Origin of the sequence: Rubrivivax gelatinosus IL144 (assembly GCF_000284255.1) — a bacterium.
In the GTDB taxonomy this organism is placed as follows: domain Bacteria; phylum Pseudomonadota; class Gammaproteobacteria; order Burkholderiales; family Burkholderiaceae_C; genus Rubrivivax; species Rubrivivax gelatinosus_A.
Genome location: NC_017075.1, coordinates 1,276,544 through 1,299,237 on the forward strand (window position 1 = coordinate 1,276,544; position 22,694 = coordinate 1,299,237).

The 22,694-nt window shown below is 69.7% G+C and carries 19 protein-coding genes; 16 read left to right on the forward strand and 3 right to left on the reverse strand.

Annotated features, from left to right (window positions below; all coding sequences use genetic code 11):
- The first annotated feature begins 2 nt into the window (after positions 1-2).
- From sdhA to RGE_RS06025, 5 genes are read left to right on the forward strand one after another with little or no spacing between them, the layout of a single operon-like run.
- The gene (gene sdhA / locus RGE_RS06005) at positions 3-1,796 is read left to right on the forward strand and encodes a succinate dehydrogenase flavoprotein subunit (protein ID WP_014427440.1); all 1,794 of its coding nucleotides are present in this window, start codon (positions 3-5) and stop codon (positions 1,794-1,796) included.
- 16 nt (positions 1,797-1,812) lie between these two features.
- Positions 1,813-2,517 carry a succinate dehydrogenase iron-sulfur subunit gene (locus tag RGE_RS06010; RefSeq protein WP_014427441.1) on the forward strand — a complete coding sequence of 235 codons (705 nt, stop codon included), beginning with the start codon at positions 1,813-1,815 and terminating at the stop codon, positions 2,515-2,517.
- Positions 2,518-2,540: 23 nt separating this feature from the next.
- Positions 2,541-2,822, forward strand: a complete 282-nt coding sequence (locus tag RGE_RS06015; RefSeq protein WP_014427442.1) for an FAD assembly factor SdhE — start codon at positions 2,541-2,543, stop codon at positions 2,820-2,822.
- A 19-nt stretch (positions 2,823-2,841) separates the two neighbouring features.
- Positions 2,842-4,152 (forward strand): citrate synthase, encoded by a 1,311-nt coding sequence (gene gltA, locus RGE_RS06020; RefSeq protein WP_014427443.1) that lies wholly within the window; start codon positions 2,842-2,844, stop codon positions 4,150-4,152.
- Between the two features lie 10 nt (positions 4,153-4,162).
- Positions 4,163-5,062, forward strand: coding sequence for an HDOD domain-containing protein (locus RGE_RS06025; RefSeq protein ID WP_014427444.1), 900 nt, complete (start codon positions 4,163-4,165; stop codon positions 5,060-5,062).
- Positions 5,063-5,116: 54 nt separating this feature from the next.
- On the opposite strand, the gene sucD is transcribed toward RGE_RS06025, so the two are convergent.
- From sucD to RGE_RS06040, 3 genes are all read right to left on the reverse strand, one after another.
- Complete coding sequence (sucD, locus tag RGE_RS06030) at positions 5,117-6,010, reverse strand: succinate--CoA ligase subunit alpha (RefSeq protein WP_014427445.1); 894 nt, start codon at positions 6,008-6,010, stop codon at positions 5,117-5,119.
- Positions 6,011-6,028: 18 nt separating this feature from the next.
- Complete coding sequence (gene sucC, locus RGE_RS06035; RefSeq protein ID WP_014427446.1) at positions 6,029-7,189, reverse strand: ADP-forming succinate--CoA ligase subunit beta; 1,161 nt, start codon at positions 7,187-7,189, stop codon at positions 6,029-6,031.
- A 67-nt stretch (positions 7,190-7,256) separates the two neighbouring features.
- A complete protein-coding gene (locus RGE_RS06040; RefSeq protein ID WP_014427447.1) occupies positions 7,257-7,913 on the reverse strand; it encodes a GntR family transcriptional regulator in 657 nt (218 codons plus the stop codon).
- 345 nt (positions 7,914-8,258) lie between these two features.
- Here RGE_RS06040 and RGE_RS06045 point away from each other — a divergent pair, with 345 nt between their 5' ends.
- From RGE_RS06045 to RGE_RS06095, 11 genes are all read left to right on the forward strand, one after another.
- Complete coding sequence (locus tag RGE_RS06045; RefSeq protein WP_014427449.1) at positions 8,259-10,721, forward strand: chemotaxis protein CheW; 2,463 nt, start codon at positions 8,259-8,261, stop codon at positions 10,719-10,721.
- A 141-nt stretch (positions 10,722-10,862) separates the two neighbouring features.
- The gene (scpA, locus tag RGE_RS06050) at positions 10,863-13,034 is read left to right on the forward strand and encodes a methylmalonyl-CoA mutase (protein WP_014427450.1); all 2,172 of its coding nucleotides are present in this window, start codon (positions 10,863-10,865) and stop codon (positions 13,032-13,034) included.
- Between the two features lie 25 nt (positions 13,035-13,059).
- Positions 13,060-14,040 (forward strand): methylmalonyl Co-A mutase-associated GTPase MeaB, encoded by a 981-nt coding sequence (meaB, locus tag RGE_RS06055; RefSeq protein ID WP_014427451.1) that lies wholly within the window; start codon positions 13,060-13,062, stop codon positions 14,038-14,040.
- A gap of 16 nt (positions 14,041-14,056) precedes the next feature.
- Complete coding sequence (locus tag RGE_RS06060) at positions 14,057-15,589, forward strand: acyl-CoA carboxylase subunit beta (RefSeq protein ID WP_014427452.1); 1,533 nt, start codon at positions 14,057-14,059, stop codon at positions 15,587-15,589.
- 49 nt (positions 15,590-15,638) lie between these two features.
- The gene (gene accC / locus RGE_RS06065; RefSeq protein WP_014427453.1) at positions 15,639-17,669 is read left to right on the forward strand and encodes an acetyl-CoA carboxylase biotin carboxylase subunit; all 2,031 of its coding nucleotides are present in this window, start codon (positions 15,639-15,641) and stop codon (positions 17,667-17,669) included.
- Between the two features lie 4 nt (positions 17,670-17,673).
- Positions 17,674-18,657: a biotin synthase BioB gene (bioB, locus tag RGE_RS06070; RefSeq protein ID WP_014427454.1), complete on the forward strand. Its 984-nt coding sequence runs from the start codon at positions 17,674-17,676 to the stop codon at positions 18,655-18,657.
- Positions 18,654-19,115 carry a VOC family protein gene (locus tag RGE_RS06075; RefSeq protein WP_014427455.1) on the forward strand — a complete coding sequence of 154 codons (462 nt, stop codon included), beginning with the start codon at positions 18,654-18,656 and terminating at the stop codon, positions 19,113-19,115. Before bioB ends, RGE_RS06075 begins: the two co-directional genes overlap by 4 nt.
- 71 nt (positions 19,116-19,186) lie before the next feature.
- A complete protein-coding gene (locus tag RGE_RS06080; protein ID WP_014427456.1) occupies positions 19,187-20,044 on the forward strand; it encodes a DUF481 domain-containing protein in 858 nt (285 codons plus the stop codon).
- 139 nt (positions 20,045-20,183) lie between these two features.
- Positions 20,184-21,074: a LysR family transcriptional regulator gene (locus RGE_RS06085; RefSeq protein ID WP_014427457.1), complete on the forward strand. Its 891-nt coding sequence runs from the start codon at positions 20,184-20,186 to the stop codon at positions 21,072-21,074.
- Between the two features lie 13 nt (positions 21,075-21,087).
- Positions 21,088-22,542, forward strand: coding sequence for a 3-isopropylmalate dehydratase large subunit (gene leuC / locus RGE_RS06090; RefSeq protein ID WP_014427458.1), 1,455 nt, complete (start codon positions 21,088-21,090; stop codon positions 22,540-22,542).
- A gap of 19 nt (positions 22,543-22,561) precedes the next feature.
- The gene (locus RGE_RS06095) at positions 22,562-22,693 is read left to right on the forward strand and encodes an entericidin A/B family lipoprotein (RefSeq protein ID WP_009855913.1); all 132 of its coding nucleotides are present in this window, start codon (positions 22,562-22,564) and stop codon (positions 22,691-22,693) included.
- Position 22,694 lies beyond the last annotated feature (1 nt).

Consider the following 22,694-nt stretch of genomic DNA (forward strand, 5'->3'; position numbering starts at 1 on the left):
CGATGGCCCTCGCCCATCTTCCCAAGCGCAAGTTCGACGTCGTCATCGTCGGTGCCGGCGGTTCCGGCATGCGCGCCTCGCTGCAACTGGCCCGCGCGGGCCTCAACGTCGCCGTCCTGTCCAAGGTCTTCCCGACGCGTTCGCACACCGTCGCGGCCCAGGGCGGCATCGGCGCCAGCCTCGGCAACATGTCCGAGGACAACTGGCACTTCCACTTCTACGACACCGTCAAGGGCTCCGACTGGCTCGGCGACCAGGACGCGATCGAGTTCATGTGCCGCGAGGCGCCGAAGGTCGTCTACGAGCTCGAGCACTTCGGCATGCCGTTCGACCGCAACCCGGACGGCACGATCTACCAGCGTCCGTTCGGCGGCCACACCGCGAACTACGGCGAGAAGCCGGTGCAGCGCGCCTGCGCCGCGGCCGACCGCACCGGCCACGCGATGCTGCACACGCTGTACCAGCAGAACGTCAAGGCGCGCACCAACTTCTTCGTCGAGTGGATGGCGCTGGACCTGATCCGCGACAGCGAAGGCGACGTGCTCGGCGTCACCGCGCTGGAGATGGAGACCGGCGAGGTGCACGTGCTGCAGGCCAAGTGCACGCTGTTCGCGACCGGCGGTGCCGGCCGCATCTACGCGGCGAGCACCAACGCCTTCATCAACACCGGCGACGGCCTGGGCATGGCCGCGCGCGCGGGTGTGCCGCTGCAGGACATGGAGTTCTGGCAGTTCCACCCGACCGGCGTGCACAACGCCGGCGTGCTGCTGACCGAAGGCTGCCGCGGTGAAGGCGCGATCCTGCGCAACGCCAACGGCGAGCGTTTCATGGAGCGCTACGCGCCGACGCTGAAGGACCTCGCGCCGCGCGACTTCGTCTCGCGCTGCATGGACCAGGAGATCAAGGAAGGCCGGGGCTGCGGTCCAAACAAGGACTACATCAACCTCGACATGACCCACCTGGGCGGCGAGACCATCCTCAAGCGCCTGCCCTCGGTCTACGAGATCGGCCACAACTTCGCCAACGTCGACATCACGAAGGAACCGATCCCCGTGGTGCCGACCATCCACTACCAGATGGGTGGCATCCCGACCAACATCCACGGCCAGGTCGTGGTGCCCAAGGACGGCACGCCCAACGCGGTGGTCAACGGCTTCTACGCGGTGGGCGAGTGCTCCTGCGTCAGCGTGCACGGCGCCAACCGCCTGGGCACGAACTCGCTGCTGGACCTGCTGGTCTTCGGCCGCGCCGCCGGCAACCACATCGTCGCCAGCGCGCTGGCGAGCCGCAACCACAAGGATCTGCCGGCCGACGCCGCCGACCGCTCGCTCGAGCGCCTGGCGCGCCTGGAGGCCTCGACCTCGGGCGAGTACGCCCAGGACGTCGCCAACGACATCCGCAAGTCGATGCAGCAGCACGCCGGCGTGTTCCGCACGCAGGCCGTGATGGACGAAGGCGTGGTGCAGATCGCCGCGATCGCCGAACGCGTCAAGCACATCGGCCTGAAGGACAAGAGCAAGGTGTTCAACACCGCGCGCATCGAGGCGCTGGAGGTGGACAACCTGATCGAGGCCGCGCAGGCGACGATCGTCTCGGCCGCCGCCCGCCACGAGAGCCGCGGCGCGCACACCGTCAACGACTACGGCGACACCCCGCAACACCCGAACGGCCGCAACGACGAGGAGTGGCTCAAGCACACGCTGTGGTTCAGCGAAGGCAACCGGCTCGACTACAAGCCGGTGAACCTCAAGCCGCTGAGCGTCGACAGCGTTCCGCCCAAGGTCCGTTCGTTCTAAGGCACAGGTTTCTCCCATGACGCTCCGTACGTTCCAGATCTACCGCTACGACCCGGACAAGGACGCCAAGCCCTACATGCAGACGCTGCAGGTGGAGCTCGACGGCAGCGAACGCATGCTGCTGGACGCGCTGCTCAAGCTGAAGGCGGTCGACCCGTCGCTCAGCTTCCGCCGCAGCTGCCGCGAAGGCGTGTGCGGGTCCGACGCGATGAACATCAACGGCAAGAACGGCCTCGCGTGCCTGACCAACATGCGCACGCTGCCGGGCACCGTCGTGCTGCGCCCGCTGCCGGGCCTGCCCGTGATCCGCGACCTGATCGTGGACATGACGAACTTCTTCAAGCAGTACCACTCGATCAAGCCGTACCTGATCAACGACGAGCGCCCGCCCGAGACCGAGCGGCTGCAGTCGCCCGAGGAGCGCGAGGAGCTCAACGGCCTGTACGAGTGCATCCTGTGCGCCAGCTGCTCGACGGCCTGCCCGAGCTTCTGGTGGAACCCGGACAAGTTCGTCGGCCCGGCCGGCCTGCTGCAGGCCTACCGCTTCATCGCCGACAGCCGCGACCAGGCGACGAGCGAGCGCCTCGACAACCTCGAGGACCCGTATCGCCTGTACCGCTGCCACACGATCATGAACTGCGTCGACGTCTGCCCGAAGGGGCTGAACCCGACGAAGGCGATTGCCAAGATCAAAGAAATGATGGTTCGCCGCGCCATCTGAGACAAGAAAAGCGACTACGGCTCATGGACGAACGTCTGGACCCTACCGATCTCGGCCGGCTGCGCTGGCGCTGCCGCCGAGGCCTGCTGGAAAACGACCTCTTCGTCGAACGTTTCTTCCGTGATCACGAGGCGACGATCACGAAGCGGCAGGCCCAGGGGCTGATGGCCCTGATGGACCTGCCGGACAACGATCTGCTTGACCTGCTGCTCGGCCGTCGAGAGCTGCAGGGCGAGCTGGATCGCCCTGAAGTGCACGAGGTGCTGGCGCAGATGCGTCGGCCCACCCTCCCTGCTTCCGCCTGAGCTCAAGAAAGGCCTCGACATGACCCCCTCCGGCGTGAAAGCCACCCTGTCGTTCTCGGACGGCAGCCCGAGCATGGATCTGCCCATCTACAAGGGCAGCATCGGCCCGGATGTCATCGACATCCGCAAGCTCTACGGCCAGACCGGCAAGTTCACCTATGACCCGGGCTTCCTCAGCACGGCGTCTTGCCAGTCGACGATCACCTACATCGACGGTGACAAGGGGGAGCTGCTGTACCGCGGCTATCCGATCGAGCAGCTCGCGACGCAGTGCGACTTCCTGGACACCTGCTACCTGCTGCTCTACGGCGAGCTGCCGAACGCGCAGCAGCAGCAGGACTTCCACAAGCTCGTGTCCGAGCACACGATGGTGCACGAGCAGATGCAGTTCTTCCTGCGCGGCTTCCGTCGTGACGCCCACCCGATGGCGGTCATGACCGGCCTGGTCGGGGCGCTGTCGGCCTTCTATCACGACAGCACCGACATCAACGATCCGCGCCACCGCGAGATCGCGGCGATCCGCCTGATCGCCAAGATGCCGACGCTGGTCGCGATGGCCTACAAGTACGGCGAGGGCCAGCCCTACGTCTACCCGCGCAACAAGCTCTCGTACGCCGGGAACTTCATGCGCATGATGTTCGCGACCCCGTGCGAGGACTACGAGCCCAACGAGGTGCTGGTGCGCGCGATGGACCGCATCTTCATCCTCCACGCCGACCACGAGCAGAACGCCTCGACCTCGACGGTGCGCCTGTGCGGCAGCTCGGGCACCAACCCGTTCGCGGCCATCGCCGCCGGCGTGGCCTGCCTGTGGGGCCCGGCGCACGGCGGCGCCAACGAGGCCGCGCTGAACATGCTGGAGGACATCCAGCGCAACGGCGGCGTCGAGAAGATCGGCGAGTTCATCAAGCAGGTGAAGGACAAGAACTCCTCCGTCAAGCTGATGGGCTTCGGCCACCGGGTCTACAAGAACTACGACCCGCGCGCCAAGCTGATGCGTGAGACCTGCCACGAGGTGCTGGGCGCGCTGGGCCTGGAGAACGACCCGCTGTTCAAGCTGGCGATGTCGCTCGAGAAGATCGCGCTGGAAGACGAGTACTTCGTCGCCCGCAAGCTCTACCCGAACGTCGACTTCTACTCGGGCATAGTGCAGCGCGCGATCGGCATCCCGGTGTCGCTGTTCACCGCCATCTTCGCGCTGGCGCGCACGGTGGGCTGGATCGCCCAGCTCAACGAGATGATCGGCGACCCCGAGTACAAGATCGGCCGTCCGCGCCAGCTCTTCGTCGGCTCGCAGCGCCGCGACGTGCCGCCGCTCGACAAGCGCTGACCCGCAGACGATGAGCTGGCTGGCGCGGCTGTTCGCGCCGCGGCGCCGCGAGGCGCCGCGAGCGGCGGATCTGCCTTCAGCGCCGGCCGCTCCGTCGGCTTCCACGCCGCCGGCTCCGGCGGCGTTTTCCATTCCGCTGGCCTGCTGGCTGCTTGCGGCCGACGCGCCGTCCGGTGCCGGGCCGTCGGCGGACGAGGCCGCCGCGCTCGCGCGCATCGACGCCGTGCTCGCGCAGCCCGGTTTGCCCGAGGACCTGCTGCCGCGTGCCGCGGCGCTGGTGCCTCAGTTGCTGGCGATGCTGCGCCAGGGCGACGAACTGCCGGTCGCGGCGATGGCCCAGCGTGTGGCCCGCGACGCGGTGCTGAGCGCCGAGGTGCTCAAGCTCGCCGGCAGCGCCTACTACCGTGGCCGCGGCGAGGCGTCCGATCTGCAGCAGTCGATCTCGCTGATCGGCGTGCAGGGCCTGCACACCGTCATCGCGCGCGTCGTGCTCAAGCCGATCTACGACCAGGCGCCCGGGCCCTGGAGCCGCGCCGCCGGCGCGCGCTTGTGGACCCACGCCGAGGCGCTGGCCGCCGAATGCGCGCTGCGTGCCGAGGCGGTGCCGGTGTTCGACGCCTACCTCACCGGCCTGCTGCACGACAGCGGCTGGACCGCGACGCTGAACCTGCTCGACCGCTCCGGCGTCGAGTTCGCCGCGCCGAGCGAGGCCTTCGCGACCGCGCTCGAACGCCGCGCCTACCGGCTTTTCGGCCGCGCCGCGAGGCGCTGGGCGATCACGCCGTCCTTCGCCGAACTGGGCGCCGACACGCTGCGCCACCCGCTGGGCACCAGCCCGCATCCGCTGGCCGTGGTGCTGCGCGAGGCGATGCCGGCCGCGCTCGAACGCGTGCGCGCCGAGGCGGGCTGAAAACGGCGAGGCCCGGACTCGCCGGGCCTCGTGCTGGAGCGTGGAGGGCGCCGCTCAGATCAGCTTCTGCAGCAGCCGCCCCATCTCGGACGGGTTGCGCGTGATCGTGAAGCCGCACTCCTCCATGATCGCCAGCTTGGCGTCCGCCGTGTCGGCGCCGCCGGAGATCAGCGCGCCGGCGTGACCCATGCGCTTGCCCGCCGGCGCGGTGACGCCGGCGATGAAGCCGACCACCGGCTTCTTCATGTGCTCCTTGCACCAGCGCGCCGCGTCGGCTTCGTCGGGGCCGCCGATCTCGCCGATCATGATCACCGCGTCGGTGTCCGGGTCCTCGTTGAACAGCCGCATCACGTCGATGTGCTTGAGCCCGTTGATCGGGTCGCCGCCGATGCCCACCGCGCTGCTCTGGCCGATGCCCAGTTCGGAGAGCTGCGCCACGGCTTCATAGGTCAGCGTGCCCGAGCGGCTGACGACACCGATGCGGCCCTTCTTGTGGATGTGGCCCGGCATGATGCCGATCTTGATCTCCTCGGGCGTGATCGTGCCCGGGCAGTTCGGCCCCAGCAGCAGCGTCTTCTTGCCGCCGGCGGCCTCCTTGGCCTTCATCTTGTTGCGCACTTCCAGCATGTCCTTGATGGGGATGCCTTCGGTGATGCAGATCGCCAGGTCCAGCTCGGCTTCGACGGCTTCCCAGATGGCGGCCGCGGCCCCGGCCGGCGGCACGTAGATGACGCTGACGGTGGCACCGGTCTGCGCCGCCGCTTCCTTGACGCTGGCGTAGATCGGGATGCCCTCGAAGTCCTCGCCGGCCTTCTTCGGGTTCACGCCGGCGACGAAGCAGTTCTGGCCGTTGGCGTAGTCGCGGCACATGCGGGTGTGGAACTGGCCCGTCTTGCCGGTGATGCCCTGCGTGATGACGCGGGTGTCCTTGTTGATCAGGATGCTCATGCGGGTGCTCTCGGCGAGTTACTTGACGGCGGCGACGATGGCGGTGGCCGCTTCGGCCATCGTGTCGGCGCTGATGATCGGCAGGCCGCTGTCGGCCAGCATCTTCTTGCCCAGGTCCTCGTTGGTGCCCTTCATGCGCACCACCAGCGGCACCTGCAGGTTCACCGCCTTGCACGCGGCGATGACGCCTTCGGCGATGGTGTCGCACTTCATGATGCCGCCGAAGATGTTGACGAGGATGCCTTTCACCTCGGGGTTCTTCAGCATGATCTTGAAGGCCTCGGTGACCTTCTCGGCGCTCGCGCCGCCGCCGACGTCGAGGAAGTTCGCCGGCTCGCCGCCGAAGAGCTTGATGGTGTCCATCGTCGCCATCGCCAGCCCTGCGCCGTTGACCAGGCAGCCGATGTTGCCGTCCAGGCTGATGTAGCTGAGGTCGAACTTGCTGGCCTCGACCTCGGCCGGGTCCTCTTCGTCGAGGTCGCGCCAGGCGACGATCTCGGGGTGGCGGAACAGCGCGTTGGCGTCGAAGTTGAACTTCGCGTCCAGCGCCTTGATGCCGCCGTGGCCTTCGAGGATCAGCGGGTTGATCTCGGCGAGGCTGGCGTCGCTGGCCATGTAGCAGGCGTAGAGCTTCTGGAACACGTCCACCGCCTGCGCCTGGCTGGCCTCGGGCACGCCGATGCCCACCGCCAGCTCACGCGCCTGGGCTTCGGTCAGGCCGACCAGCGGGTCGACGAAGACCTTGAGGATCTTCTCCGGCGTGGCGTGCGCCACTTCCTCGATGTCCATGCCGCCTTCGGAGGACGCCATCAGCGCCACCTTCTGCGTCGCGCGGTCGGTGAGCGCGGCGACGTAGTACTCCTTCTGGATGTCGGCGCCTTCTTCGATCAGCAGCCGGCGCACCTTCTGGCCTTCGGGGCCGGTCTGGTGGGTGACGAGCTGCATGCCGAGGATCTGCGAAGCGAGCGTCTCGACTTCGGCGATCGAACGCGCGAGCTTGACGCCGCCGCCCTTGCCGCGGCCGCCGGCGTGGATCTGGGCTTTGACCACCCACACCGAGCCGCCGAGCTTCTGCGCCGCCTCCAGCGCCTCCTGCACCGTGAACGCCGCATAGCCTCGCGGCACGGGTACTCCGTGCGCGCGCAGCAGTTCCTTGGCCTGGTATTCGTGGATCTTCATGCCTGGTGGTCCTCGTCGTGGAGTCGCGCGAGTGTGTGCCGCGCATCTGACCCGAGCCTAACGGCGGTCAAGCCGCGGCCGCGAGCCCGTTGTCGAAGTGCTCGCGCATCAGACGCCGCGCCGCCTCGGCGTCGCGGGCGAGGATCGCGTCGACCAGCGCCCGGTGCTCGGCCAGCGATTCCTCGATGCGCCCCTGCTTGAACAGCGAATGGTGGCGGTTGAGCTTCATGACCTTGCGCAGGTCGGTCACGACCTGCGTCGCCCAGCGGTTTCCGGCCGCGTCGAGCAGCGCCATGTGGAACTCCTCGTTGGTCGCGAAGAAGACGTCGCGGTCGCCGGTCTCGGTTTCCAGGCGTGCGTGCAGCCGGCGCAGGCGGTCGCGATGGGCGTCGTCGGCGCTGCTGGCGACGCTGGCCGCGGCGTCGCTCTCCAGCAAGGCGAGCAGGTGGTAGACCTGGGCGACGTCGGCGCTCGACATCTCGGTGACGTAGGCGCCGCGGCGCACTTTCATCGTCACCAGGCCTTCGGTGGCCAGGACCTTCAGCGCCTCGCGCAGCGGCGTGCGGCTGATGCCGAACTCGGCGCACAGGCGCAATTCGTCGATCCAGCTGCCCGGCTCGAGCCGGCGGGAGAAAATCTGCTGGCGCAGACGCTCCGCGACTTCCTCGTAGAGGGCGCGGGGCGACAGCGGCGGGGCATCGGTGCGGTGCGGAACGTCGGCCACGGGCGAACGGGGCAGGGTGGTCGGCGGGGCCGAGGGCGGGATCTGAATTCATAATTTTGCATCACGCCCCCACCATGCCGACCCCTAGGCCTCTAGGGGAAACCCCAAAATCGCTGACCGCTTCTGGTGCTTCGCGCGCCCCGCTGGTGCTGTGTAGGAACTGGTCTACATAGGTGGCGTTGATCGCTTGATTGCGACCGGCGAGTCGCCATAGCCTGCGCCATCCTCATTCACAGGTTCTGGTGCAGGCCGCGCTCCATGAGTCTCGTCGACGATCTCGTTCCCCACATGCGGCACGTGCTCCATGCAGAGCGCGACCTCCGCGACCTCGGACTGCTCTGGCAGATGATCGAAGCCACTTCGGCGATCGCCTGTCCGGAAGAAGCGGAAGACATCCTGCCGATGCTGACGCGCACCCGCGAGCGCTTCGGCGCCTTGCAGGCGCAGCTCGTGCGCCAGCTCGGCAGCGACAGCCTGGCCGAGCTCGGCGAGGAACTCGCGTCCTCGGCGCAGTGCACGATCGACATCCTCGTGCGCAACCTCTTCGAGCGCACCGCCGACGTCGGCTTCCTCGCTACCGACCCTGTGCTGCGCGCCTTCTGCGACGCTGCCGCGCGCGGTGATGCCGACGCCGCGCCGCTGCTGCGCCGGCTCGCCGAATACCGCGCCAAGTACAGCGTCTACGACGACATCGTGCTGCTGGCGCCCGATGGCCGCGTGCTCGCCCGTCTGGAGGAGGGCGGCCCGGCGAGCTTGGCTGGCGACCCACTGCTCGCCGACACGATCGCGCGCCGCGGCTTCGTCGAGCGCTTCGGCCCGACGCCGCTGGCGCGTGGCGGGGCGCCGGCGCTGCTGTACGCGCAGCGCATCGACGCCGACGGCGGCCGCTGCGCCGGCCTGCTGGTGCTGCGCTTTCGCCTCGCCGACGAGATGCAGCGCATCTTCTCCAGCGTCGAGCAGTCCGGGCGCCACGTCGCGCTGGTGCTGCTGGACGCCGAAGACCGCGTCATCGCCAGCGCCGACGAGTCGCACGTGCCGGTCGGCGCGCGCCTGCAGACGGCGCCGGGCGGCGAGGTCGGCCTCGTGGCTTTCGGCGGCCGTGAGTACCTTGCGGTCACGCGCCCGGGTGCGGGCTTCCAGGGCTATCCGGGGCCGGGCTGGCGGGCGCATGCGATGGTCTCGCTGCTGACCGCGTTCAGCGGCCGCGATGCCGCCGATGCCGACGCCGCGCTGGCGCCGGACACGGTGGAACTGGCGCGCCTGCGCAGCGAACTCGACGCGATCAACGGCGACCTGCGCCGCGTCGTCTGGAACGGCCGTTTGTTCGCCGGCGCGCAGCAGCAGGCCAGCGCGCGGCTGAAGGCGCTGCTGGCGCAGGTGCAGGAGGCCGGCCGGCGCACGCGCGACCGCGTCGACGAGGCGATCGGTGCCTTGCAGCGCAGCGCGCTGGCGCGCCAGCGCCATGCCGCGCACGACCTGGCGCGGCTGGCCGCCGACATCATGGACCGCAGCCTCTACGAACGTGCCAACGACTGCCGCTGGTGGGCGCTGTCGCCGGTGCTCGAGCGCGGCCTCGCGGCGCCGCCGGCCGCCGCCGCCGACGCCGAACTGGCCGCGGTGCTGCGCCACGTCAACGGCCTGTACACGGTCTACACGCGGCTGCTGGTGTTCGGCGCCGACGGGCGCATCCGCGCCGTCTCGCGCGACGCCGACGGCACGACGCTGGTCGGCCAGGAGATCGGCAGCGCGCTGCTCGACGCGGTGCGCGGCCTGGCCGACTCGCAGCGCTACGCGGTCTCGGCCTTCGAGGCTTCGCCGCTGTCCGACGGCCAGCCGACCTATGTCTACGCCGCCGGGGTGCGCGACGCCCAGCGGCGTGTCGTCGGCGGCATCGCCGCGGTCTTCGACGCGCCGGCCGAGCTGCACAAGATGCTGGGCGACGTGCTCGGCGAGCGCGCCGGCTTCGCCACCTTCGCCGACGCCGACGGCCGCGTGCTCGCCTGCACCGACCCGGAGCTGCCGCCGGGCAGCGTGCTGCCCAAGGCGCTGACGCCGGGGCTGGCCGAGTTCCGCGACGCGACCTGGAGCGTCGCCGCGGTGCGCGCCGAGGGCTACCGCGAGTTCAAGCGCGAGGACGGCTACGACAACCGCGTGCGCGCGCTGGTCGCGCTGCGCCTGGGCGAACGCGAGCGCCGCGGCCGCAACCAGCACGACATCCCGGTGCATGCCTTGCCGCCGGCGCGCCGCGAGGCGGTCGCCGGCTGGGCGCTGTTCCACGTCGGCGCCGGGCGTTTCGGGCTGCCGACCGCGTCGGTGCTGGAAGCGCGGGCCCGCGACGGCCTGGTGCGCGCCCGCCTGGGGCTGCCGCACGCGCTGGGCCTGCTGGAGGTGCCGCAAGGCGCGGGCTCGGTCGTCGTGCCGGTGCTGTGCGCCCGCTCGCTGTTCGGCGTGTCCTACGCGCCGCGGGCCCAGGACGGCGTGCTGCTGGTGCTGGCCACCGCCGCGTCGCCGCAGCGTCCGGCCGTGGCGCTCTGGGTCGACGAGGTGCTGGCCGTCGTCGACGCCGGCCACGAGCACCTGCAGCCGGTGCCCGAGGGGCTGCGCACGCATTCGCCGCTGCTGTCGGGCCTGCTGCGCCTGATGGCCGGGGGCGAGCAGGGCGGCGAGATCCTGGCCCAGGTGCTGGCCGCCGACAGCGTCACGCGGCTGGCGGCGATGGCGGGCACCGCGCCGCCACCCGAGACCCCGGAGCCGGTGGCCGGCGTCGTGGCCGAGGCCGCACGAGAGCTGCCGGCGCTTCAGCGCTGACCCCTCGTCCGGGCGGCCGGGCCGGCAGGGGCGGGCCCGGCCCCCTGGCGTTAACCGCCGTGTCAGGAAGATGTCGGGGGCAGGAATTTATAATTATTCATGACAGCGGGCCCGGCGGCTTGCACAGCAGGAGACTTCTCGATGAGCAACAGCCCCGACCCGCTCAAGAGCGGTGAGTTCGCCCCGTCGTCCCTCGAACAATGGCAAAAGGCCGCGGCCAAGTCGGCGCCGGGTGGTGACGTCGAGGCGCTGAACTGGCAGACGCCCGAGGGCCTGACCGTCAAGCCGCTGTACACCGCGGCCGACACCGCCGAGCTGCCCTACGCCGACACGCTGCCGGGCTTCGAGCCATTCATCCGCGGCCCGCAGGCGACGATGTACGCGGTGCGCCCGTGGACCATCCGCCAGTACGCGGGCTTCTCCACCGCCGAGGAATCGAACGCCTTCTACCGCAAGGCGCTGGCCGCCGGCGGCCAGGGCGTGTCGGTGGCCTTCGACCTGGCCACGCACCGTGGCTACGACAGCGACCATCCGCGGGTCACCGGCGACGTCGGCAAGGCCGGCGTGGCGATCGACTCGGTCGAGGACATGAAGATCCTCTTCGACGCTATCCCGCTGGACAAGGTCAGCGTCTCGATGACGATGAACGGCGCGGTGCTGCCGGTGCTCGCCGGCTACGTCGTCGCGGCCGAGGAGCAGGGTGTCGCCCAGGAACTGCTGTCGGGGACCATCCAGAACGACATCCTCAAGGAGTTCATGGTCCGCAACACGTACATCTATCCGCCCGAGCCTTCGATGCGGATCGTCGCGGACATCATCGAGTACACGGCACGCCACATGCCGAAGTTCAACTCGATCTCGATCTCCGGCTACCACATGCAGGAGGCGGGCGCGAACCAGGCGCTGGAACTCGCCTTCACGCTGGCCGACGGCAAGGAGTACGTGAAGACCGCGATCGCGCGCGGCCTGGACGTCGACGAGTTCGCCGGCCGCCTGAGCTTCTTCTGGGCGATCGGGATGAACTTCTATCTCGAGATCGCCAAGATGCGCGCCGCGCGCCTCTTGTGGTGCCGGATCATGAAGGGCTTCAACGCCAAGAAGCCCAAGAGCCTGATGCTGCGCACGCACTGCCAGACCTCGGGCTGGAGCCTCACCGAGCAGGACCCGTACAACAACATCGTGCGCACGACGGTCGAGGCGATGGCCGCGGTCTTCGGCGGCACGCAGAGCCTGCACACCAACAGCTTCGACGAGGCGATCGCGCTGCCCACCGAGTTCAGCTCGCGCATCGCCCGCAACACCCAGCTGATCATCCAGGAAGAGACCCACATCACCAAGGTCGTCGACCCCTGGGCCGGCAGCTACCTGATGGAGAAGCTGACCCAGGACATGGCCGACAAGGCCTGGGCGATCATCGAGGAAGTCGAGGCCATGGGCGGCATGACCCGCGCCGTCGACTCGGGCTGGGCCAAGCTGAAGATCGAGGCCAGCGCCGCCGAGAAGCAGGCGCGCATCGACTCCGGCCAGGACGTCATCGTCGGCGTCAACAAGTACCGCAACAGCAAGCAGGACAAGGTCGAGATCCTCGAGGTCGACAACGTCAAGGTGCGCGACGCGCAGATCGCCCGCCTGGCGCAGGTGCGCGCCGCGCGCGACGGCGCCAAGGTGCAGGCCGCGCTGGAGGCGCTGACCGCCGCCGCGCACAGCGGCGAAGGCAACCTGCTCGGGCTGGCGATCGACGCGATGCGCGTGCGTGCCACCGTCGGCGAGGTCAGCGACGCGCTGGAGAAGATCTTCGGGCGCCACCGCGCCGACATCCAGAAGGTGACCGGGGTGTACGCAGCCGCCTACGACAGCGCCGAGGGCTGGGACAAGCTCAAGGCCGAGATCGACGAGTTCGCCGAACAGCAGGGCCGCCGCCCGCGCGTGATGATCGCCAAGCTGGGCCAGGACGGCCACGACCGCGGCGCCAAGGTGGTGGCCACGGCCTTCGCCGACCTGGGCTTCGACGTCGACATCGGCGCGCTGTTCCAGACGCCCGAGGAATGCGCCCGCCAGGCGATCGAGAACGACGTGCATGCGGTCGGCGTCAGCACGCTGGCCGCCGGCCACAAGACGCTGGTGCCGGCGATCATCAAGGCGCTGAAGGATCAGGGCGCCGACGACATCGTCGTCTTCGCCGGCGGCGTGATCCCGCAGCAGGACTACGACTTCCTCTTCGAGGCCGGCGTCAAGGGCATCTACGGCCCCGGCACGCCGGTCCCCGCCAGCGCCAAGGACGTGCTCGAGCAGATCAAGAAGGCGGTGGGCTGAGCCCTTCCCCGTTCTCGAGAAGTCGATGCCTGACCCCGACCAGGCGCTGCTCGCGTCCTTGCTCGGCCCCGCGGGGCCGTTGCAGCGCCGTGCGCTCGCCAAGACCATCACGCTGCTGGAGTCGACCCGTGCGGACCACCGCCTGCGGGCCGACGAGCTGCTCAACGCCTTGCTGCCGCACACCGGGCGCGCCTTCCGCCTGGGCATCAGCGGCGTGCCGGGCGTGGGCAAGAGCACCTTCATCGAGGCGCTGGGCCTGCACCTGATCGGCCGCGGCCACCGCGTCGCGGTGCTCGCCGTCGACCCCTCGTCCAGCGTCTCCGGCGGCTCCATCCTCGGCGACAAGACGCGCATGGAGCGGCTGTCGACCGAGGAGCGCGCCTTCATCCGCCCCAGCCCGGCTGGCGGCACGCTGGGCGGCGTCGCCGAGAAGACGCGCGAATCGATGCTGGTCTGCGAAGCCGCCGGCCACGACGTCGTCATCGTCGAGACCGTCGGCGTCGGCCAGAGCGAAACCGCGGTGGCCAACATGACCGACATGTTCGTGCTGCTGCAGCTGCCCAACGCCGGCGACGACCTGCAGGCGATCAAGAAGGGCGTGATGGAGCTGGCCGACCTGGTGGTCATCAACAAGGCCGACCTCGACCCGCACGCCGCGACCCGCGCCCGCGCCCAGATCACCAGCGCGCTGCGTTTCCTGGGGCCGCACACGGCGGTGCCGGCGCAGGTGCTGCAGTTGAGCGCGCTGAAGGGCAGCGGACTCGACGACTTCTGGGCCGCGGTCTCGGGCTTCAACGAGCGCCAGCGCGACAGCGGCCGCCTCGCGGCGCGCCGCCGCGCCCAGGACGAGGCCTGGATGTGGGACCGCATCGAAGCCGGCCTGCGCCAGCGCTTCAAACAACACCCGGCGGTGCGCGACGCACTACCGGCGATTACCGACGACGTGCTCTCCGGGCGGCTGGCCGCCTCGGTCGCGGCGCGCCGTCTGCTCGACCTGATGGATTGAACGAGGGGACAGACTCATGCACGACATCATCGACCAACTCGAGAAGAAGCGCGCCGCGGCGCGGCTGGGCGGCGGACAAAGGCGCATCGACTCGCAGCACGCCAAAGGCAAGCTGACCGCGCGCGAGCGCATCGAGCTGCTGCTCGACGAGGGCACCTTCGAAGAGTGGGACATGTTCGTCGAGCACCGCTGCAGCGAGTTCGGCATGGACGGCAAGACGATCCCCGGCGACGGTGTCGTCACCGGCTACGGCATGATCAACGGCCGCCTGGTGTTCGTCTTCAGCCAGGACTTCACCGTCTTCGGCGGCGCGCTGTCGGAAGCGCATGCCGAGAAGATCTGCAAGATCATGGACCAGGCGATGAAGGTCGGCGCCCCGGTCATCGGCCTGAACGACTCGGGCGGTGCGCGCATCCAGGAAGGCGTGGCCTCGCTGGGCGGTTATGCCGAGGTCTTCCAGCGCAACGTGATGGCCTCGGGCGTCGTGCCGCAGATCAGTCTGATCATGGGCCCCTGCGCCGGCGGCGCTGTCTATTCGCCGGCGATGACCGACTTCATCTTCATGGTGAAGGACAGCTCGTACATGTTCGTCACCGGCCCGGACGTCGTGAAGACCGTGACGCACGAGGAAGTGACCGCCGAGGAGCTGGGCGGCGCGCTCACCCACACGACCAAGAGCGGCGTCGCCGACCTCGCCTTCGACAACGACGTCGAGGCGATCCTGATGCTGCGCCGCTTCTTCAACTACATCCCGCTGAACAACCGCGAGCGTGCCCCGGTGCGCCCGAGCGGCGACCCGGCGGAGCGCATCGACGCGTCGCTGGACACGCTGGTTCCGGAGAACCCGAACAAGCCCTACGACATGAAGGAGCTGATCACGAAGGTGGTCGACGACCGCGAGTTCTTCGAGATCCAGCCCGACAACGCCAAGAACATCGTCGTCGGCTTCGGCCGCATGAACGGCGAGGCCGTCGGCATCGTCGCCAACAACCCGATGGTGCTGGCCGGCTGCCTGGACATCAAGAGCAGCATCAAGGCGGCGCGCTTCGTGCGCTTCTGCGACGCCTTCAACATCCCGGTCGTGACCTTCGTCGACGTGCCCGGCTTCATGCCCGGCACCTCGCAGGAGTACGGCGGCATCATCAAGCACGGCGCCAAGCTGCTCTACGCCTACGCCGAGTGCACGGTGCCCAAGATCACCGTCATCACGCGCAAGGCCTACGGCGGCGCCTACGACGTGATGAGCTCCAAGCACCTGCGCGGCGACGTCAACTTCGCCTGGCCCAACGCCGAGATCGCGGTGATGGGCGCCAAGGGCGCGGTCGAGATCATCTTCCGCGAAGACAAGGCCGACCCGGCCAAGCTCGCCGCGCGCGAAGCCGAATACAAGCAGCGCTTCGCCAACCCCTTCGTGGCCGGCGCACGCGGCTACATCGACGACGTCATCCAGCCGCACGAGACGCGCAAGCGCATCTGCCGCTCGCTGGCGATGCTCAAGGACAAGAAGCTCGAGAACCCGTGGCGCAAGCACGGGAACATCCCGCTCTGAACGAGCGGCTCTCGTCCTACTAGCACCGCATCACGAGCAGAGAACCGACATGTTCAAGAAGATCCTGATCGCCAACCGCGGCGAGATCGCCTGCCGCGTCATCAAGACGGCGAAGAAGCTGGGCATCGCGACGGTGGCCGTCTATTCAGACGCCGACCGCGACGCGCGCCACGTCGAGCTGGCCGACGAGGCCGTGCACATCGGCCCGGCGCCCAGCCGCGAGAGCTACCTCGTCGCCGACAAGATCATCGCCGCGGCCAAGCAGACCGGCGCCGAAGGTATCCACCCCGGCTACGGCTTCCTGTCCGAGAACGAGGACTTCGCCCGCCGCGTCGAGGAGGAAGGCATCGTCTTCATCGGCCCGAAGCACTACAGCATCGCGGCGATGGGCGACAAGATCGCCTCCAAGAAGCTGGCCAACGAGGCCGGCGTCAGCACGATCCCGGGCTGGAACGAAGCCATCGAGTCGCCCGAGCAGGCCGTGCAGATCGCACGCGACATCGGCTACCCGGTGATGATCAAGGCCAGCGCCGGCGGCGGCGGCAAGGGCCTGCGCGTGGCCTTCAACGACAAGGAGGCGCACGAAGGCTTCGCCTCCTGCCGCAACGAGGCCAAGAACAGCTTCGGCGACGACCGCGTCTTCATCGAGAAGTTCGTCGAGGAGCCGCGCCACATCGAGATCCAGGTGCTCGGCGACGCCCACGGCAACGTCGTCTACCTGCACGAGCGCGAGTGCTCGATCCAGCGCCGCCACCAGAAGGTCATCGAGGAAGCGCCGTCGCCGTTCATCAGCGACGCCACGCGCCGTGCGATGGGCGAACAGGCCGTGGCGCTGGCCAAGGCGGTGAAGTACCAGTCGGCCGGCACCGTCGAGTTCGTCGTCGGCAAGGACCAGAGCTTCTATTTCCTGGAGATGAACACGCGGCTGCAGGTGGAGCACCCGGTCACCGAGTGCATCACCGGCATCGACCTCGTCGAGCAGATGCTGCGCGTGGCCTCGGGCGAGCCGCTGCCGTTCAAGCAGGCCGACATCCCGCGCCGCGGCTGGGCGATGGAGTGCCGCATCAACGCCGAGGACCCGTTCCGCAACTTCCTGCCGTCCACCGGCCGCCTGGTGCGCTACATGCCGCCCGCGCAGACGATGGAAGCGGCGATGCCGGTGCCTGCCGGCGGCGGCGTGCGCGTGGACACCGGCGTCTACGAAGGCGGCGAGATCCCGATGCAGTACGACTCGATGATCGCCAAGCTCATCGTGCACGGGCTGGACCGCGACGACGCCATCGCCCGCATGCGCGAGGCGCTCAACGGCTTCGTCATCCGCGGCGTGTCGAGCAACATCCCGTTCCAGTCGGCGCTGCTGGCGCACCCGGACTTCGTCGCCGGCCAGTTCAACACCGGCTTCATCGCCGAGCACTACGGCAAGGGCTTCCGCGCCGAGGACGTGCCGCACGACGACCCCGACTTCCTCGTCGCGCTGGTGGCCACCGTCTACCGCCGCTACCTCGGCCGCGCGGCCAGCATCAGCGGCCAGCTCGCGGGCCACAACCTGCGCATCGGCACCGACTTCGTCGTCGTCGTGCGCGGCGAGGCCGGCGAGCACACGCACGTGCCGGTGAAGATCGAGGTCGCGGGCAACACGACGACGGTCAGCGTCAACGGCCGCAGCTACGGCATCGTCAAGGAATGGCGCTTCGGCTCGATCCGCGCCACCGGCACCTGCAACGGCCGCCCGTTCACCGCGCAGGCCGAACGCAACGGCGTCTGGTACAGCGTGGCGCACAACGGCCGCCGCATCGACGCGATGGTGATGCGCGCCCGCGCTGCCGAACTGCTGCGCGTGATGCCGTTCAAGCCGCCCGCGGACATGAGCAAGTTCCTGCTCTCGCCGATGCCGGGCCTGCTGGTGCAGGTCGCGGTCAAGCCGGGGCAGGCCGTCGTGGCCGGCGAACGCCTGGCCGTCATCGAAGCGATGAAAATGGAGAACATCCTCACGGCGGCGCAGGACGGCACCGTCGCCGAGGTGCTGGCCGATCAGGGCGAGAGCCTGGCGGTCGACCAGCCCATCATCCGCTTCGCCTGAGTTCATGACCCTGATCGACGAGACCACCCCGAAGACTTCCGCCGCCTGGACGCGCGAGCAGGTGCTCGCGCTGCTGGACCTGCCGTTCATGGACCTCGTGCGCCGCGCCGCCGAGGTTCACGCGCGGCATTGGCCGCAGGGTGACATCGAGCTGGCCTCGCTGCTGTCGATCAAGACCGGCGGCTGCCCCGAGGACTGCGGCTACTGCCCGCAGTCCTCGCGCCACGACACCGGCGTCGCGGCGGCCAAGATGCTCGACGTCGACGAGGTGCTGGCCAAGGCGCGCGCCGCCAAGGCCGCCGGCGCGACGCGTTTCTGCATGGGCGCGGCCTGGCGCTCGCCCAAGGACCGCGACGTCGAGAAGGTCGCGGCCCTGGTGCGCGAGGTGCACGCGCTGGGGCTGGAGACCTGCGCGACGCTGGGCATGCTCGAGCCGCAGCAGGCGCGCACGCTGCGCGAGGCCGGTCTCGACTACTACAACCACAACCTCGACACCGCGCCCGAGTTCTACGGCGAGGTCATCGGCACCCGCGTCTACGAAGACCGGCTGCAGACGCTGCGGCACGTGCGCGAGGCTGGGCTCAAGGTCTGCTGCGGCGGCATCGTCGGCATGGGCGAGACGCGCGCCCACCGCGCCGGGCTGATCGCCGAACTCGCCGCGCTGGACCCGGCGCCCGACTCGGTGCCGATCAACAGCCTGGTGCGCGTGCCCGGCACGCCGCTGGCCGACGCGCCGCCGGTCGATCCGTTCGAACTGGTGCGCGTCGTCGCTGCGGCGCGTATCGTGATGCCGCGTTCGCGCGTGCGGCTGTCGGCCGGGCGGCGCGAGCTCGGAGACGGCATCCAGGCGCTGTGTTTCCTGGCTGGCGCCAACTCGATCTTCTATTGCGACCAGCTGCTCGTCACCGGCAATGCCGACGCCGAGGACGACCGCAAGCTGCTGTCGCGCCTGAACCTGTCCCCGACGAAGAAGGAGGTGTCCGCATGACCCGTCCGTTCCGTGTGCTGGGTGTCCAGCAGATCGCCATCGGCGGCCCCGACAAGCAGCGGCTGAAGTCGCTGTGGGTCGACATGTTCGGCCTGACCGTGAAGAGCACGTTCGTCAGCGAACGCGAGAACGTCGACGAGGACATCTGCGCGCTGGGCAGCGGCCCGCACGCCGTCGAAGTCGACCTGATGCAGCCGGTGGACCCGGAGAAGAAGCCGGCCGTGCACGCCACGCCGCTGAACCACGTCGGCCTGTGGATCGACGACCTGCCCAAGGCCGTCGAGTGGCTGAGCGCGCAGGGCGTGCGTTTCGCGCCCGGCGGCATCCGCAAGGGCGCGGCGGGTTACGACATCTGCTTCGTGCACCCGAAGTCCAACGACGAGTTCCCGTATTCGGGCGAAGGCGTGCTGATCGAGCTGGTCCAGGCGCCGCCCGAGGTGATCTCCGCGCTGTCCTGAGCCGTCGACCGGCGGCCGCCGGTCACAAGTGCTTAATTCCCTCGCGGCACGAAGCCGCGAGCATCGGCGGCGTGAACCTGCGCCGCTCCCCATCGCCATGCCGCCGCGCGCTGCGCGCGGCGCTGCCGTCCTGGCTGTTCGCCGCTTCGGCCGTGCAGGCCCAGTGGCTGGTGCCGCCGCCGCAGCTGCCGGTGACCGACGGCCTCTGGCGCGGTTCGGGCGGCGCCGCGGCGACCATCACCTCGGGCAACACCGACGGCGTGGCCGTCTCGCTGAACGTCGACGCGGTGCGCGCGACGCCCGAAGACCGCATCACGCTCGGCGGCTCGCTGAACTACGGCCGCAGCGAGGCCCCCGGCGGCGAGGTGTCGACCACCGCCGACCGCTGGAACGCCAGCGGCCGCTACGACCTGAACCTGACGCCGCGGCGCTTCGTCTACGGCCGCGCCGCCGTCGAACGCGACCGCGTCATCGCGCTGGACCGCCGCGACACCGTCGACGCCGGCCTGGGCTGGAAACTCGTCGACCGGGCGGACGCCAACGTCAGCGTCTTCGCCGGTCTCGGCCGCTCGGTCGACCGCTACTCACGCGAGCAGACGATCGACGGCCGCCGCGCCAGCCGCTTCACGCGCAGCTCGCTGACGCTGGGCGAGGAATCGGTGCACCGGCTGACGCCCACCGTCGAGCTGCGCCAGCGCCTGGACGTCGCACCGACGGTTTCGGGCGACCGCACGACCATCGTGCGTTTCAGCACCACGCTGGCGGTGGCGTTCAACAGCACGCTGGGGCTGACGGTGACGCTCGCCGACCGGTTCAACAGCGAACCGCCGGACGGCGTGCGGCGCAACGACCTGACGCTGTTCACCGGCCTGAACCTGAAGTTCGGGCCGCAGCCGCCGGCGCCGCCACCACCGCCTCCGCCGCGCTGAGCTGCGGCCTGTCGGCGGGCGCCTGACGCCTCGCCGAGGGGCGGAAGACTGCCGAAACACCTTCGTCATGCGCGAAGGCTTGATTCGTCGCATAGGCATGGTTTTGTCAGGGGCGAAGGGTTAGACTGCGCGCCGCCCCATGCGATTCGACCTCGTCACCCTCAACCTCGTGCTGGCGATCGCCGACACCCGCAGCATCACCGCCGGTGCCCGGCGCGAGCATCTCGCCCTGGCCGCGGCCAGCCGCCGGCTGTCGGATCTGGAAGCGCGCTTCGGCGTGCCGCTGTTCGAGCGCCGTGCGCGCGGCGTCGAGCCCACCGAGGCCGGCCGCGCGCTGGTGCGCCACATCCGCGGCCTGCACGCCTCGCTGCACGCGCTGGAGAGCGAGGTCGCCGAGTTCGCGCGCGGCATCAAGGGCCATCTGCGCGTCGTCGCCAACGCCGGCGCGATCGCCGAATGCCTGCCGCCGGACCTGGCCGGCTTCTCGCAGGCCCATCCGCAGATCCGCATCAGCCTGGAAGACCAGACCAGCTCCGAGGTCCAGGCCGCGGTCGCCGAAGGCCGTGCCGACGTCGGCATCTTCGTGCCGCCGCAGCTGGACAACCGCCTGACCACCTGGCGCTACCGCAACGGCTCTCTGGCCGCGATGGTGCCGCAGGACCACGTGCTGGCCGGCGAGACGCGCGTGCGTTTCGAGGCCTTGCTGGACCACGACATCGTCGGCCTGCACGCCGGCGCCGCGGCGCAGGAGACGATGCGCGCCGAGGCCGAGGCGCGCGGCCGCACGCTGAAGGCGCGGCTGCAGGTGCGCGGCTTCGACGCCATCGCCCAGCTCGTCGAAGCCGGGCTCGGCGTCGCCGTGCTGCCGGCGGCCGTGGCCGAGCGCCTGGCGCAGGTGTTCGCGGTGCGCGTGCTCGCGCTCGACGAACCCTGGGCGGCACGCGAATACCGTCTGGCGGTGCGCACGCAGGAGGTCCTGCCCACCGTCGTGCAGCGTTTCGTCCAGGCGCTGCGAACCTCCGAATCCTGACCGAGGAGACCCGATGACCGCCCGCACGCTCTACGACAAGCTCTGGGACGAGCACGTCGTGCACACCGAGGAAGACGGCACTGCCGTGCTCTACATCGACCGCCACCTCGTGCACGAGGTGACCAGCCCGCAGGCTTTCGAAGGGCTGCGGCTGGCCGGCCGCAAGGTCTGGCGCGTGAGTTCCATCGTCGCCACCGCCGACCACAACACGCCGACCACCGGCTGGGCCGACGGCTACGACGGCATCCGCGACCCGATCTCCAAGCAGCAGATCACGACGCTGGACGCCAACATCCGCGCCTTCGGCGCCGCCGCCTACTTCCCGTTCCTCGACCAGCGCCAGGGCATCGTGCACGTCATCGGCCCGGAGAACGGCGCCACGCTGCCGGGCATGACGGTGGTCTGCGGCGACAGCCACACCAGCACCCACGGCGCCTTCGGCGCGCTGGCGCACGGCATCGGCACCAGCGAGGTCGAGCACGTGCTGGCGACGCAGACGCTGCTGGCCAAGAAGGCCAGGAACATGCTGGTGAAGGTCGAGGGCCGCCTGGGCCGCGGTGTCACCGCCAAGGACGTCGTGCTGGCGATCATCGGCCGCATCGGCACCGCCGGCGGCACCGGCTACACGATCGAGTTCGGCGGCTCGGCGATCCGCGCGCTGAGCATGGAAGGCCGGATGACGGTCTGCAACATGGCGATCGAGGCCGGCGCACGCGCCGGGCTGGTGGGCGTCGACGACACGACGATCGAATACGTCAAGGGCCGGCCGTTCGCACCGGGAACGGACCCACGAACCGGCCGGTTCGTGGGGGGCGTCGCCTGGGACCACGCCGTCGCCCACTGGCGCACGCTGCACAGCGACCCGGGCGCGCACTTCGACGCCGTCGTCGAGCTCGACGCGGCGCAGATCCTGCCGCAGGTCACCTGGGGCACGAGCCCGGAGATGGTGCTGCCAGTGGACGGCCGCGTGCCCGACCCGGACAAGGAGAAGGACGCCGGCAAGCGCGCGGCGATCGAACGGGCCCTGGTCTACATGGGCCTGGAGCCGAACAAGGCGCTGACCGACATCGCGGTCGACCGGGTGTTCATCGGCTCGTGCACCAACAGCCGCATCGAGGACCTGCGTGCCGCCGCCGAGGTCGTGCGCCGCGTCGGCGGCCGGGTCGCGGCCAACGTCAAGCAGGCGCTGGTCGTGCCGGGCTCGGGCCGTGTCAAGGCCCAGGCCGAGGCCGAAGGCCTGCACGAGGTCTTCCGCGGCGCCGGCTTCGAATGGCGCGAGCCGGGCTGCAGCATGTGCCTGGCGATGAACGCCGACCGCATCGAGCCGGGCGAGCGCTGCGCCTCGACCAGCAACCGCAACTTCGAAGGCCGCCAGGGCGCCGGCGGCCGCACCCACCTCGTGAGCCCGGCGATGGCCGCCGCGGCCGCGCTGGCGGGCCATTTCGTCGACGTGCGCCGCGTCGCCTGATCTCCCGAGGAGAAACGTCATGAAGCGTTCGTTCGCCGCACTGCTGGCCTGCCTCGCCGTCGTCGCGCTGGCCGGCTGCAACACCGTCAAGGGCGTCGGCCAGGACATCCAGAAGGCCGGCCAGGCCATCGAAGGCGCAGCCAAGAAGTGAC

What these genes read in the sequence shown, in the direction of transcription:
- sdhA (WP_014427440.1), top strand. Translation starts at nt 3, where the DNA reads ATGGCCCTCGCCCATCTTCCCAAGCGCAAGTTCGACGTCGTCATCGTC.
- accC (WP_014427453.1), top strand. Translation starts at nt 15,639, where the DNA reads ATGTTCAAGAAGATCCTGATCGCCAACCGCGGCGAGATCGCCTGCCGC.
- RGE_RS06060 (WP_014427452.1), top strand. Translation starts at nt 14,057, where the DNA reads ATGCACGACATCATCGACCAACTCGAGAAGAAGCGCGCCGCGGCGCGG.
- bioB (WP_014427454.1), top strand. Translation starts at nt 17,674, where the DNA reads ATGACCCTGATCGACGAGACCACCCCGAAGACTTCCGCCGCCTGGACG.
- meaB (WP_014427451.1), top strand. Translation starts at nt 13,060, where the DNA reads ATGCCTGACCCCGACCAGGCGCTGCTCGCGTCCTTGCTCGGCCCCGCG.
- sucC (WP_014427446.1), bottom strand. Translation starts at nt 7,189, where the DNA reads ATGAAGATCCACGAATACCAGGCCAAGGAACTGCTGCGCGCGCACGGA.
- sucD (WP_014427445.1), bottom strand. Translation starts at nt 6,010, where the DNA reads ATGAGCATCCTGATCAACAAGGACACCCGCGTCATCACGCAGGGCATC.
- RGE_RS06075 (WP_014427455.1), top strand. Translation starts at nt 18,654, where the DNA reads ATGACCCGTCCGTTCCGTGTGCTGGGTGTCCAGCAGATCGCCATCGGC.
- RGE_RS06045 (WP_014427449.1), top strand. Translation starts at nt 8,259, where the DNA reads ATGATCGAAGCCACTTCGGCGATCGCCTGTCCGGAAGAAGCGGAAGAC.
- RGE_RS06010 (WP_014427441.1), top strand. Translation starts at nt 1,813, where the DNA reads ATGACGCTCCGTACGTTCCAGATCTACCGCTACGACCCGGACAAGGAC.
- RGE_RS06025 (WP_014427444.1), top strand. Translation starts at nt 4,163, where the DNA reads ATGAGCTGGCTGGCGCGGCTGTTCGCGCCGCGGCGCCGCGAGGCGCCG.
- RGE_RS06095 (WP_009855913.1), top strand. Translation starts at nt 22,562, where the DNA reads ATGAAGCGTTCGTTCGCCGCACTGCTGGCCTGCCTCGCCGTCGTCGCG.
- leuC (WP_014427458.1), top strand. Translation starts at nt 21,088, where the DNA reads ATGACCGCCCGCACGCTCTACGACAAGCTCTGGGACGAGCACGTCGTG.
- gltA (WP_014427443.1), top strand. Translation starts at nt 2,842, where the DNA reads ATGACCCCCTCCGGCGTGAAAGCCACCCTGTCGTTCTCGGACGGCAGC.
- RGE_RS06085 (WP_014427457.1), top strand. Translation starts at nt 20,184, where the DNA reads ATGCGATTCGACCTCGTCACCCTCAACCTCGTGCTGGCGATCGCCGAC.
- RGE_RS06015 (WP_014427442.1), top strand. Translation starts at nt 2,541, where the DNA reads ATGGACGAACGTCTGGACCCTACCGATCTCGGCCGGCTGCGCTGGCGC.
- scpA (WP_014427450.1), top strand. Translation starts at nt 10,863, where the DNA reads ATGAGCAACAGCCCCGACCCGCTCAAGAGCGGTGAGTTCGCCCCGTCG.